Here is an 11,643-nt window from a genome sequence, read left to right as displayed (position 1 = left end):
CCTACTTGGGCAACTCGTATTTCAGCGTCACTTCGCCCAGTCCCTCGATCCTACCGGTGGCGGTGCTGCCCGGCGGCACGAACTGACAGGCGACCATGCTGCCCGAGGAGACGATCATGCCCTTCCTCAGGCGCTTGCCGTGATCGCCGAGCTTGTTCGCGAGCCACGCCAGCGCGTTGTAGCAGTGACCCAGCACATCGCCCGAATGGCCCTCCCGCACGACCTTGCCGTCGAAGGAGACCGAGCCGTTCAAATTGCCGAGATCGAGCTTCGCCCAATCCTTGTTGGGCTTTGCGAGCAGCGAGCCGCCGTTCCAGCCGGCATCCATGATCAGCGGATTGACCGCGAGGCGGCTGTAGTCGGCGCCCCGATCCTCGATCAGTTCGAACCCGGCGCGCGCTTCGCCGACATACTGAGCGATCGAATCCCGGTCGTAGGGCTTGGCCTTGGGCGCCGGCACGTCGGCGTTGAGGATCAGGATGATCTCGAGTTCGGCGCCCAGTCGCGTCCAGCGATCGGCGCGGACGGTTGCCTTGTGCTCGAACACGCGTTTCTTGCGGATCGGTCCGTAGGCCGGCCCCTTCAGCCCGGTCTGCGCCAGGATCTGCGGCGAGGTCAGCGCGATCTTGTAGCCGACGAGCGGCCCCTGCTTGACGACCTGCTTCTTGAGGAAGGCGTCCTGGACCTTGTAGGCGAGGCGTTCGTCGTCCGTCGCGAACCGTTCCGGCCACCATCCGACCACGGCGCGCGCTCTGTCGACCTGATGCAGCCACGTGGCGGCCTTGGCGATGCTGAACGTCATTGGCGGCTCCCCCTTGCTTGATTTCTTCATCCTCGCATAGTGCCATCATGGCGACGAAAACGTTGCAGAAATTCGGACCCGTTCGCAGTGGCGCCGTCGTGGGCGTGGTGCTGGCTGGTGGCGAGGGGCGGCGCATGGGGCCGGGCGTTCTGAAGCCGCTGCGCGTGCTCGCCGGCCGGCCCATGGTGGCGCATGTCGTGGAACGCCTGCGACCGCAGGTCATGGATCTCGTGATCGTGGCCAACGATCCGGCGCCTGAATTCCGCGGGCTGGGCGTGCAGGTGATCGCCGATCCGCCCGATGTCCAGGAGATGGCGCAGCGCGAGGGACGGCGGCTCGGTCCTCTGGCTGGCATACTCGCGGGCATGGAATGGGCCCGCCAGCACCACCCGCATTCCGGCTGGATCCTGACGGCACCCGCCGACGTGCCGTTCCTGCCGCTCGATCTCACCGTCCGGCTGTGCGGCCTGATGCACGTGCCGGAGCCCGACGTCCTGATGGTGCGTCATGGCAAGCGTCGCGAGCACACGCTCGCCATCTGGTCGGTGAAGCTCGCTGCCGATCTGCGCCGCGCGATCCTCGAGGAGGGGATGCGGCGGGTCGAGACCTTCGCCCAGCGCTATGCCTTCGAAGAACTCGTCTGGCCGGGCAATGCCGCGCCGTTCCTGAACGTCAACACGCCGGTCGAACTCAGCGCGGCGATGCGTCGTCTGGAGCGAGCTCGATGACGTTCCCGTCGATGACGACCTTGCCGGCATTCTCGAAATTGACGGTGATGCGATGGCCGATCATCGACTGGATCTGGCCCACGCCCCAGTCCGGTCGAGCGGGATGACGTACGAAGTCGCCGGGGCTCAGCAGTCCATTGCCGGGCTGTTCGAACAAGTTTTCGTTACTCCGCCTCTGTGGGTACGATGGTGGCTGCCTGACGCCCCGCCGCCTTAATCTGCAGTATAGACTGGGTCGTCATGTCATGGAGGACACAATGAACAGCACTCGCGCAGCCATTGCCTCGGCTCTCGCCGCCGCCCTCGTGCTGCCCGCGGCCACCAGCCAGGCGCAGGGCAACATGGAGAAATGCTACGGCATCGCCAAGGCCGGCAAGAACGACTGCCAGACGGCGAAGTCGTCCTGCGCCGGCACGTCCAAGGCGGACGCGCAGCCCGACGCCTGGGTCTCAGTGCCGAAGGGCGCCTGCGAGAAGATCATCGGCGGCAAGCTGACGCCCAGCTGAGCATGAATCCGGTTGCCGGCATCGGGCTGCGGTCGCCGCATCTGGCGGAGACCGTGCGCGACCGGCCGGCGACCGGCTTTCTCGAGATCCACGCCGAGAACTATCTCGCGAACTCTCCGGCGCTTGGGACCGTCGAGGGGCTGCGCGAGGACTATGAAGTCTCGGTCCATGCGGTCGGCCTGTCGCTCGGTTCGGTCGACGGGCTGGACGAGGCGCATCTCGATCGCGTCGCGGGGCTGGTTCGCCGTCTCGCGCCCGTGCTGGTCTCCGACCATCTGTCCTGGAGCGTCGCGGGCGGCCGCTATTTTAACGATCTGCTGCCGTTGCCCTACACCGAAGAGGCGCTCGACGTCGTCGTGCGCAATGTCGGCCGGCTGCAGGACCGGCTCGGGCGGCAGGTGCTTGTCGAGAACCCGTCCTGCTACCTGGCGTTCGCACACTCGACTTTGTCCGAGCCGGACTTCCTGGCCGAACTGGCGCGCCGCAGCGGTTGCGGGTTGCTGCTGGACGCCAACAACATCGTGGTCACGGCGCACAATCTGCGGCTCGATCCCCGCGCCTGGCTCGACGGACTGCCGGCATCGGCGATCTGTGAATATCATTTGGCCGGTCATGCGGTGAACGATGCGGACGGCGAGCAGATCCTGATCGACGATCATGGCAGCCGGGTCGGCGAGGGCGTTTGGGCCCTGTTCGACGAAATCGTGCGCCGCTACGGCCCGCGCCCCACTCTGGTCGAATGGGACACCGATCTTCCGGCTCTCGACGTGCTGCTCGACGAGGCGCGGCGGGCAGGGCGAGCGCTCGACGGTGCGGTAGAGCCTGATGCTCGGGCTGCGTGATCTGCAGGCGGCGTTCGCGGCCTACCTGAAAGGCGAGGACCGTTCCGACCTCGCCGACGCCGTCATGGGCGATACAATTTCCGCCTCGGCGCGTCTCCGTGTCCATCGCCATCACGTGGGGCAGAGCCTGGCGGAGGCGCTCGCGGCGACGTTCCCGACGGTGCGCGCCCTCGTCGGCGAAGCGTTCTTCCGGACCATGGCGCTGGAATTCGTCATGGAGAACCTGCCGGTGCAACCGGTGCTCGCGGAGTATGGCGAGGGCTTCCCGGCATTCGTTTCGGGCTACGGGCCGGCTGCCGCGCTGGCCTACCTGGCCGACATGGCCCGGCTGGACTGGGCCTTGAACCTGGCGTTCCACGCGCCGCTGGAGGCTCGGCTGGCCGCTCCCGACCTTGCCGGGCGGTCCGCTGAACAGCTGTTCGAACTGAAAGTGTCTCTGGCGGCCGGTTCGACACTGGTCCGCTCGCCTTGGCCGATCGATCGAATCTGGCACGCGGCGCAGCCCGGTGCGACCCTCGGGACCGTTTCGCTCGAGGAGGGGCCGGCCTCGGTCGTGGTCCTGCGTCGGCCGGACGATGCTGCGTTCGCGAGCCTCACCCGGTCGGAAGCGGCGTTCCTGGAGGCGCTCGGTGGAGGCGCCAGCCTGGGCGAAGCGTCGGAAGCTGCGTTAGCCGTCGAACCTGCCTTCGATGCAGCCAAAACCTTAGCGAGACTGCTGGCTTTGCAGGCATTTGCTGCGTTGCAGCATTGACGGTGGCGCGGGGGCTTAAAAGGCTCGAAATTGGGGGATTATTACAACCGCTGTAATTGTTGCGCTGCACGGCTGAATCAGCGCGCGGCGCCGAAACGATCTTGCTCCGGAAGGGCCCATCCCTATACTCCGCGCGCTTCGAAAAGGGTTCACCTTCCCCTGGTGGACTATCGTGGCTTCGAGTGGAGTTGCCGACGATGTCGATTACGTTGCCGCAGAATTATCGGCCGACAGAACGTGAAGCTTTCATGAATCCGATGCAGCAGGAGTACTTCCGGCAGAAGTTGCTGAAGTGGAAGGGCGAGCTGATCGAGGAATCCAACCAGACACTCCAGAACATGCAGGAAGAGAGTCTGGCGCAGCCCGATCTCGCCGATCGCGCGACCGCCGAGACCGACCGCTCGCTGGAGTTGCGGACGCGGGATCGTTTCCGCAAGCTGATCTCCAAGATCGATCAGGCGATGAAGTCGATCGAGGAAGGCACTTATGGATACTGCGAGGAGACCGGCGAGCCGATCTCGCTGAAGCGTCTCGAGGCGCGACCGATCGCGACCCTGTCGGTCGAGGCGCAGGAGCGCCACGAACGCATGGAGCGCACCCGCCGCGACGAAGGCAACGACTAAGCAACTAAAAAGGCCCGCATGAAGCGGGCCTTTTCTTTCTCGCGTGTGTCGACCTGGGGCTCAGGCCCTGGCTTCGTCCTGCATGGCCTGGCGGTTGAGCGCGCGGCCTGCCTGACCGCCGCCGGGCTTGCCGTCGCGCCAGGCGAAGGCGCCGTTGCAGATCACCGTGTCGATGCCCCTGGCCGGCGAGATCGGCTTCTCGAACGTGGCGGTGTCGATCACCGTCGCCGGATCGAAGATGCAGAGATCGGCGTAGAAGCCAGGCTTGACCTCGCCGCGCTTGGCCAGGTGGAAGCGCTGCGCCGAATACGACGTCATGCGACGCACCGCGTCCTCCAGCGGGAACAGCCCGAGGTCGCGCGAGTAGTGGCCGAGCACGCGCGGGAAGGTACCCCACAGGCGCGGATGCGGATGGGCGTCGAACGGGATGCCGTCCGAGCCGATCATGGCGCCGGGATGGGACATCGCGGCCTGCACGTCCTTCTCGTCCATCATGAAGTAGATGGCGCCTGCCGGCTGGATGCGGTCGGCCGCTTCCTTCATCGAGCAGCCCATCTCCTCGGCGATCTCCTTGAGGTCGCGACCGCTGAGACCCGGGACCTTGTCGGACCAGGTGATCAGCACCTTGTCGGCGCGCTCCAGCATATCGCTGCGCAGGATGGTCGAACCCGCGACGTAAGGGTAAACGTCGAAGGCGATCTGCTGCTTCTTCATCGCCTCGTTGAAGTGCGGCAGCGTCTCCTTCATGCGGCCGAAGTTGGAGCGGCCCGAGCACTTGTGGTGAGAGACGATGATCTCGGCGCCGACGCGGCGGCCGATCTCGAACGTCTCGTCCATCGCCTTCAGGATATGATCGCCCTCGTCGCGCATGTGGGCGGTGTAGACACCGTCCCAGCGGCCGAGCGGGGTGGCAACGTCGACCACTTCGTCGGTCGAGGCGTGGCTGGACACGGCATAGAACAGGCCGCTCGACATGCCGATCGCGCCCTGCTCGAGGCTCTGGTCGAGCAGTTCGCGCATCTGCTTGATCTCGGGCGCGGTCGCAACGCGGTTGAGGTCGTCGCCCATCGAGTTGATGCGCAGCGTTCCATGGCCGATCAGGAAGGCGCCGTTGATGGCCGGCTTGGCCGCATCGACCTTGCCCGCGAACTCGGCGAAGTCCTTGGAGAGGTTCTCCTTCTTCTTGATGATCAGCGACATCCAGTGGCCGACATCGGGCCGGACATACGGCGCGGCGGAGACGCCGCAATTGCCGCACACCACGGTCGTGACGCCCTGGCTGGCCTTCATTGCCATGGTGGGATTGTCGATCAGCGCGGTGTCGTCGTGCGTGTGCACGTCGATGAAGCCCGGCGCCACGACCTTGCCCGCGGCGTCGATCTCGTTGTCGCCCCGGAGCGTGCCCGGCGCCTCGACCGCTGCGATGCGGTCGCCCTTTACCGCCACGTCGGCGGCGAACAGCTTCTTGCCTGTACCGTCGGCCACCTGGCCGTTGCGGATGACGATGTCGTAAGTGGCCATCTGAAAAACTCCTGGAGAAAACTCTTCACCTCCCCCGTCTCACGGGGGAGGCCGGGAGGGGGGGGAGAGCAACGCGGGAACCTTGGGCCGAGGAAAGATCACGCGGGTGGCTGTCCCCCGCCGGCCCTCCGGGCCACCTCCCTCGTATAACGGGGGAGGTGGCTGTCGTCGGAGCGGCGTGACTCTACGCTTCGTTGCGGCCGAGCCGCATGTCGAGGTCGAACGGATACAGCGGCCGCTTGACCCGCTCGTACTTGAAGAGCTTGAGGTCGGAGGCGGTGCAGCCGTCGCCGTCGCACATCACGATGTGCTTGGCGATCGGCTCGAAACCGGCGCGGAAATGCTGGCGCGACTTGATCAGCACGTACTTCTTGCGGCGTGGATCGATGCCGCAATGGGTGAAGACGCCGAGGTCGTAGGGCTCGGCACGCTTCTCCGACACGACGATCTGCATCTTGCCGGTGTCGAGCACGGCGGTGCGTCCCATGCGCACCGTGGTGCCGGTCGCCATCGGGCCGGTGACGGTGAACTGGCCGTCGGTGATGGCCTTGACCTTGCCGGTGACCTTGAGCGGCTTGCCCTTCAGTCCCATGGCCGGCATGTCGATCTTGCCGCCCAGCTCGAGAGTCACTTCGGCGCCGACGCCGGCCTTGATCATCTGTTCGACGCAGGCCGGATCGCAGATCGGGCCCGCGACCGCGTCCTCGAGCTCCTGCTTCATCGCCTCTTCGATGACGCTCATCACGTCCTGGGTGCCGCCCGAGGCGGTGTTGTCGCCATGGTCGGCCATGACGACCGGATAGTCGGTGTAGCCCTTGGCGCGCCCGACCTGGACCGAGAGCGGCTCCGGATGGAACAGGAAGCCCTCGCGCTTCTCCCAGGCCGTATCGAGGATGCGGTTGAGCAGGATCTCGCCTTCCGCGGTCCGCTTGTCGCATACGATGACGGAGGAGAGGGCGAGATGGGGGATGTCGGCCTGCGGGAAGCCGCCGAACACCGAGGCGTTCAGGACCTCGCCAGTGTCTTCGGCCTGGTTGGCCATGCCCATCAGGGTCTTCATCGGCTCGCGCGAGGGGGTATGGACGAGCGAGCTGCTCATGATCGGGCGGCTGCCCCAGACCATCCTGGGTTCAATCTCGCCTGCCAGCATCCTCATCAGGGTGCGGCCCGACCGGCGGGCCGTGTCGGCCATGTCGATATGCGGGTAGGTCCGGTAGCCGGTCATGATCGTGGCGCCGTTGACCATGGCGTCGGTCATCTGGGTGTGGAAATCGAGCGCGACGGCGATCGGTACGTCGGGCGCGATCTTGCGGATTCGGTTCAGCAGCTCGCCCTCGCCGTCATCGTAGTGCTCGGCGACCATGGCGCCGTGCAGGGCGAGGAGGACCGCGTCGCAACCCTTCTTGATCTCGTCCACGATGGCCGTGGTCATCTGCTCGTATGCTGCTTTGGTGACCAGGCCCGACGGATGGGCAGAGGCGGCCATCGGGACCGTGAACTCGGCGCCGGCCTTGCGCGCCACCTCGATGAAGCCGCCCAGGGAAGTGTTGGTGCCCTCGGCCTCCCGGATCGCAGCTGGTCCGCTCAGCGAGCCGGCCCGGGCGAAGGACTCGATCGGGGTGGGCAGGGGCGAGAACGTATTGGTCTCGTGCATCATCATGGCGACTACGAACTTCTTGGCCAACAACCCCTCCACTCGAGCTTAAGTATTTGAACACCTTACATAATCCGCATACCTAGCGTGTTTGCCGAAGCAATGCGCCCCGTGCAAAGCTGCATCGCACTATTCTTGTGCGTTGCAAAAACGCCACACCCCTGACCCTACATCAACGGAAGCTAAATATGTGAATTCAGGGCTCTTTTTCGCGCTTGCATTCTCTTCGCAGGTGCACCATTCTTTGTGGGCAGCAAACGCTACCTCGGTAGCCGCATTGTTTGCTGTATGCCCGTCTTGGGCGTTTCCTCCCTAAACTCGGGCCGCGCTAGTCGCGGCCCTTTTTTTTGCCCGGTCGGTTTTTGCGCGTTCGGCTGGAGCGGGTGATTTACTCGGCGGCGAGCGGGCGCGGCGGCGGCAGCGTTTCCCGGGCCTGCTGGGCCATCGTCTCCAGCAGGCCGGTCATCAGCTGGGCGACGACCCCGGCCACCGGAAGCCTCTCGTGCCGCGCCTCATCCATGTAGAGCGACCGGTTGATCTCGATCTGAAGGGTATGCCGGGCGAGGGCAGGCCTTCCATAGCGCTGGGTCGTGAAGCCTCCCGCATAGGGCTGGTTGCGCAGAACGCGCAGGCCTCGTGCGCGGAACCATCGCTCCGCGGCCGCGGTGAATTCAGGCGCGCAGGCCTCGCCGTGATTGTCTCCCAGCACGATGTCGACCCGCTGGTCCCGGTCTCGCGTTCCGAGGCTGGAGGCGGAGGAGGGCATGGAATGGGCATCGATCAACAGGGCGCCGCCGAAACTGCTGTAGGTGTTCTCGACCAGCAGGGAGAGGGTCTGGTGATAGGGGCGCCAGCAGGTCTCGAGCCTGTGCTCGATCGTCTCGGCGGGTACCCGGCCGCGGTAGATGGCTTCGCCGCTGGCGGCAACCCGCGGAATCATCCCGAGGCCGGCGGCAACCCGCGTGGTGCGATGGTTGAGCGGCCGCGGCAGGGGGCCTTCGAACATGCCGGGATCGAGTTCGTAGGGTTCGCGGTTGGCATCGACGTAGGAGCGGGGAAAGCGCGCGGCCAGGAAGGGCATGCCGAGCGAGGGCGCGGCGGCGAACAGCTCGTCCACAAACGCGTCTTCCGCCCGGCGGAGCGCGGACAGCGAAACCGCCGCCTGTTCGAGGAAGGAGGCGGGGTAGATCGATCCGCTATGCGGAGAGGCGACGACCACCGGCACGGTCTGTTGCCCCGGCAGGCGACAATCCAGGGCCTCGTGATCGGTCAGGACCGGGGCGAAATCCATTCTGTGGTCATAGCCCGCGAATTCGGTCGCGTCACGCTTCGCGCTCTTGCCAATCCGTTTGCGGCAATGTAGACGACCGGCCTCCGTGCTCCGGGGCGGTTTCGAAACCCCGGCGGCACAGGCGATGGGCGCGTAGCTCAGCGGTAGAGCACTGTCTTGACATGGCAGTGGCCACAGGTTCGATCCCTGTCGCGCCCACCATCGCCTTTCCACGGGGGCCCTGCGCCCCGCGCGGCGAGTTCTCTCACTGGATAAAGCATCCGCGGTCCCGCCGGGAATTCCGGCGACTCCCGATCTGCCGCGAGCGTAACCCGGCCTGCAGACCTCCGCCCTCTCGCCTCCAACCGGACGACAAGTCGCTGTGGGAGGCGTGGCTCGGCGCACACGCTTCCGCGGAGTGGCGCCGCGCCCTCGCGACGTCGGATCTCCCTGGCCGCCATTCATCTTTGCAAGGCGGCCGCTCGCTGCCCGATCGGTCAGGAACGGGCAGCCGGCAAAGACGCGAAATGCCTACAGCGCCTTGGCGAGGGTGAGCCGGAACGCCAGTGGTTCAACCGGATGGAACTGGCGGTCCGCGACACCGCCGGCCGGTTCGCCGGAGAGACGCGATGGGTAATAATAGTCGATCTGGCTCGCCTGCGTATTGAGCAGGTTGTAGGCGTCGAGGTTGAGCTTGAAGCCAGACTCGAAAATGTATCCGAAGCGCCCGTTGAGCGTGGTGGTGAAGTTCGACCAGACGCTGCCGTCGCTGAGCAGCGGCCGCGGTCCGAGGCTGCGCAGGCGAAGTGCGCCGAACCAGCCTGTGTCGCTGCCGAGGGTCATGCCCGCCGAGCCGACGAAGTCCGGCGCGCCGGGGATCAGGTCGCCTTCGGGGGACCAGTCGGTAAAGCGGGCACGCGTGAAGGCGAGATCGAGGTCGAAGCTCGCCCACGCGGTGGGGCGATAGCTGTTGGTCCACTCGACGCCGATGCGTCGGCTCGGCCGGCTGGCGATCGTCGTTCCCGAGTCGCCGACGAACAGCAACTCGGAGTTGAAGTCGAGCATGAACAGCGCGAGCGAGGTATCGAAGCCCTTGAGCGCCTGGCTGCGCACGCCGATCTCGGCGCCCTTCGACTGGACGAGCAGGGGCAGGGCGCCGATCGGCTGGGTCGGATCCCCGGGATTGACGGTGATGGTGGCGCCGCGCGCGTCGTTGCTGTGGTAGCCGAATCCGCCGTTTAGGTAGAACTCGGTGCGCTCGAAGGGGCCGAACACGATGCCGGCCTTGGGGCTGGCGAGGAATGCCGAGGTGTTGCCGGAGTTCAGCGGCTGCGTCGTGCTGTCGACCGAGGCCATGAACAGGTCGGCGCGGACGCCGAGCGTCAGTTTCAGCCAGTCGGTCCACTGCGTGGTGTTGCGCGCGTAGAGGCCGACGCTGGTCTCGCTCACCTGGTCGTAGCGCACCGTGTTGAAGGCGGTACGCTGGAATGTGTTGAACAGACCGACGCCGATGTCGTCATAGCGTACTTGGGTGCCGACCATCGTCTCCGAGCGGAACCCGGCGAGGTCGTGGCGTAACAAGTGGCTGGCGTTGAAACCGAGGATCTTGCGCTTGTCGGACTGCTGGAACTGGTCGCCGAGGTTCGGGTCGTCGAGGAAGTAGGTGAAATTGTTGTAGAGGTTCAGCGTCGTGTAGATGCCGTAGGCTTCGACGAGGGTGGCGCCGGCGTCGCCGCTGCGGCTCCAGCGCATCGAAAGGGAATAGCGCTGCGTGTCGCCGCCGTCGGTCTGATCGACCGCTCCCCAGCGTGACAGGCTGCCGTCGAAGACCGCTCGGTTGGGGATCTGGTTGGTGGCGTGCCACGAGTTGGTGTAGGCGAGCGCCGTGATGGCGAGGCCGTTGTCGGGCGTGCCCTCGCTGTAGCGGAGGAAGCCGTTGAACTTGCGCAGCGCGTCGGAGGCCTGCCAGGGCCCGTCGTAGAACACCAGTTCGCCAGCCGCGGTGATCGAGCCGGCGCCGACGGCCACCGTCCCGGCGGTCAGCCCGCGCCAGTAGCCAAAGCTGCCACCGGTCACGAGGGCGATGTTGCTTTCGAGCCGGTCGGCGTAGGAGAGCCGCAGCGAGCCGGCGGACGCGAAGTCGCTTTCTTCTGCCCAGTAGGGGCCCTTCTTGACCACCATCTTCTCGAGCAGCTCCGGGATCAGGAAGTTGACGTCGGCATATCCCTGGCCGTGACCGTGCGTGCGCATGTTCAAGGGCATGCCGTCCAGCCAGATCGCGAGATCGGTGCCGTGGTCGAGGTTCATCCCGCGGAGGAAGAACTGGTTGGCCTTTCCCTCGCCGCTGTGCTGCGAAACGATCAGGCCGGGCGCCGCTTCCAGGACCTCGCCCGTTCGCGCGATGGGGCGCGTATTGAGGGTTTCGCCGGAGATTCGCTTTTCGCTCGCGGCGTCCGTCGGCTCGGCCTCGAGCGCGCGGGGCGCAACGACGGTGACCGCGGGCAGGACGGTCGACGCACCGGTCCCCGGGCCGAACGGGTCGGTCTGTGCGACCGAGGGAGCGGGCGTTAGAACGATCAAGGCAACGAACAAGCGACGGCACCGCGTCATAAGACGGTCCTCCAGGGTGACACACACGACTGCGCGTCACCGACCGGTGAACCGTTCCGCCGGAAACTCCCGTCCGCGGAAAAGCGACGCTATCGCCGGCTGGTCTTCTGGCTTGCGGGTCTTTGCTTCTGCCTGCCTTCCCGGACCCAAGGGTCCAGTGGCCATTTAGACAGTCGCTCGCCGCTTACAGCTGCGGGTACAGCCGCCGATTGATCCTTCGCAGGACGTCACGGCGTTCCCAATTAACCTCGGTTAGGAGGACCGGAGATCGGCAAAGAATAGGCAGGCCCCGGCCCGAGTCAACAAAATCACCGGGCGCAGAAGCGCGCCCGTTTG

At 65.8% G+C, this 11,643-nt stretch carries 11 protein-coding genes, 1 tRNA gene and 1 riboswitch; of the genes, 6 read left to right on the top strand and 6 right to left on the bottom strand.

The annotated features are described in order from the left end of the window. Position 1: 1 nt before the first annotated feature. The gene (locus tag ACP15H_RS11485; RefSeq protein WP_425066314.1) at positions 2–802 is read right to left on the bottom strand and encodes a 2-keto-4-pentenoate hydratase; all 801 of its coding nucleotides are present in this window, start codon (positions 800–802) and stop codon (positions 2–4) included. A gap of 47 nt (positions 803–849) precedes the next feature. On the opposite strand from ACP15H_RS11485, the gene mobA reads away from it, so the two are divergent. After that, positions 850–1,530: a molybdenum cofactor guanylyltransferase MobA gene (gene mobA / locus ACP15H_RS11480; RefSeq protein WP_425066313.1), complete on the top strand. Its 681-nt coding sequence runs from the start codon at positions 850–852 to the stop codon at positions 1,528–1,530. Here mobA and ACP15H_RS11475 read toward each other — a convergent pair. Further along, entirely contained in the window at positions 1,493–1,687 is a 195-nt protein-coding gene (locus ACP15H_RS11475) for a DUF3553 domain-containing protein (protein ID WP_425066312.1), read from the bottom strand. The two genes, mobA and ACP15H_RS11475, sit on opposite strands and share 38 nt — an antisense overlap. A gap of 100 nt (positions 1,688–1,787) precedes the next feature. Between ACP15H_RS11475 and ACP15H_RS11470 the strand changes: the two genes are divergently transcribed. From ACP15H_RS11470 to dksA, 4 genes are all read left to right on the top strand, one after another. Next, a complete protein-coding gene (locus tag ACP15H_RS11470) occupies positions 1,788–2,036 on the top strand; it encodes a DUF2282 domain-containing protein (protein ID WP_425066311.1) in 249 nt (82 codons plus the stop codon). Between the two features lie 2 nt (positions 2,037–2,038). Then, positions 2,039–2,878, top strand: a complete 840-nt coding sequence (locus ACP15H_RS11465; RefSeq protein ID WP_425066310.1) for a DUF692 domain-containing protein — start codon at positions 2,039–2,041, stop codon at positions 2,876–2,878. Further along, the gene (locus ACP15H_RS11460; RefSeq protein WP_425066309.1) at positions 2,862–3,629 is read left to right on the top strand and encodes a putative DNA-binding domain-containing protein; all 768 of its coding nucleotides are present in this window, start codon (positions 2,862–2,864) and stop codon (positions 3,627–3,629) included. Before ACP15H_RS11465 ends, ACP15H_RS11460 begins: the two co-directional genes overlap by 17 nt. Positions 3,630–3,826: 197 nt before the next feature. Further along, on the top strand, positions 3,827–4,252 hold the full coding sequence (gene dksA / locus ACP15H_RS11455) for an RNA polymerase-binding protein DksA (protein WP_425066308.1): 426 nt from the start codon (positions 3,827–3,829) through the stop codon (positions 4,250–4,252). A 60-nt stretch (positions 4,253–4,312) separates the two neighbouring features. Here the strand turns inward: dksA and ACP15H_RS11450 are convergent, their stop codons facing one another. From ACP15H_RS11450 to ACP15H_RS11440, 3 genes are all read right to left on the bottom strand, one after another. Then, positions 4,313–5,773: an N-acyl-D-amino-acid deacylase family protein gene (locus tag ACP15H_RS11450; RefSeq protein WP_425066307.1), complete on the bottom strand. Its 1,461-nt coding sequence runs from the start codon at positions 5,771–5,773 to the stop codon at positions 4,313–4,315. A gap of 184 nt (positions 5,774–5,957) precedes the next feature. Continuing rightward, a complete protein-coding gene (locus tag ACP15H_RS11445; protein WP_425066306.1) occupies positions 5,958–7,457 on the bottom strand; it encodes a M81 family metallopeptidase in 1,500 nt (499 codons plus the stop codon). Positions 7,458–7,815: 358 nt separating this feature from the next. Next, the gene (locus tag ACP15H_RS11440; protein WP_425066305.1) at positions 7,816–8,718 is read right to left on the bottom strand and encodes an N-formylglutamate amidohydrolase; all 903 of its coding nucleotides are present in this window, start codon (positions 8,716–8,718) and stop codon (positions 7,816–7,818) included. A 126-nt stretch (positions 8,719–8,844) separates the two neighbouring features. On the opposite strand from ACP15H_RS11440, the gene ACP15H_RS11435 reads away from it, so the two are divergent. Further along, positions 8,845–8,919: transfer RNA gene (locus tag ACP15H_RS11435), tRNA-Val, on the top strand. A 309-nt stretch (positions 8,920–9,228) separates the two neighbouring features. Here the strand turns inward: ACP15H_RS11435 and ACP15H_RS11430 are convergent. Beyond that, on the bottom strand, positions 9,229–11,289 hold the full coding sequence (locus ACP15H_RS11430; RefSeq protein WP_425066304.1) for a TonB-dependent receptor: 2,061 nt from the start codon (positions 11,287–11,289) through the stop codon (positions 9,229–9,231). Positions 11,290–11,387: 98 nt separating this feature from the next. Next, positions 11,388–11,588: riboswitch (cobalamin riboswitch) on the bottom strand. Between the last annotated feature and the right edge of the window lie 55 nt (positions 11,589–11,643).

This window comes from Reyranella sp., assembly GCF_965249915.1.
Lineage (GTDB): Bacteria > Pseudomonadota > Alphaproteobacteria > Reyranellales > Reyranellaceae > Reyranella.
This window is presented reverse-complemented; position numbering and strand designations above follow the sequence as displayed.

What these genes read in the sequence shown, in the direction of transcription:
- ACP15H_RS11485 (WP_425066314.1), bottom strand. Translation starts at nt 802, where the DNA reads ATGACGTTCAGCATCGCCAAGGCCGCCACGTGGCTGCATCAGGTCGAC.
- mobA (WP_425066313.1), top strand. Translation starts at nt 850, where the DNA reads ATGGCGACGAAAACGTTGCAGAAATTCGGACCCGTTCGCAGTGGCGCC.
- ACP15H_RS11470 (WP_425066311.1), top strand. Translation starts at nt 1,788, where the DNA reads ATGAACAGCACTCGCGCAGCCATTGCCTCGGCTCTCGCCGCCGCCCTC.
- ACP15H_RS11465 (WP_425066310.1), top strand. Translation starts at nt 2,039, where the DNA reads ATGAATCCGGTTGCCGGCATCGGGCTGCGGTCGCCGCATCTGGCGGAG.
- ACP15H_RS11460 (WP_425066309.1), top strand. Translation starts at nt 2,862, where the DNA reads ATGCTCGGGCTGCGTGATCTGCAGGCGGCGTTCGCGGCCTACCTGAAA.
- dksA (WP_425066308.1), top strand. Translation starts at nt 3,827, where the DNA reads ATGTCGATTACGTTGCCGCAGAATTATCGGCCGACAGAACGTGAAGCT.
- ACP15H_RS11450 (WP_425066307.1), bottom strand. Translation starts at nt 5,773, where the DNA reads ATGGCCACTTACGACATCGTCATCCGCAACGGCCAGGTGGCCGACGGT.
- ACP15H_RS11440 (WP_425066305.1), bottom strand. Translation starts at nt 8,718, where the DNA reads ATGGATTTCGCCCCGGTCCTGACCGATCACGAGGCCCTGGATTGTCGC.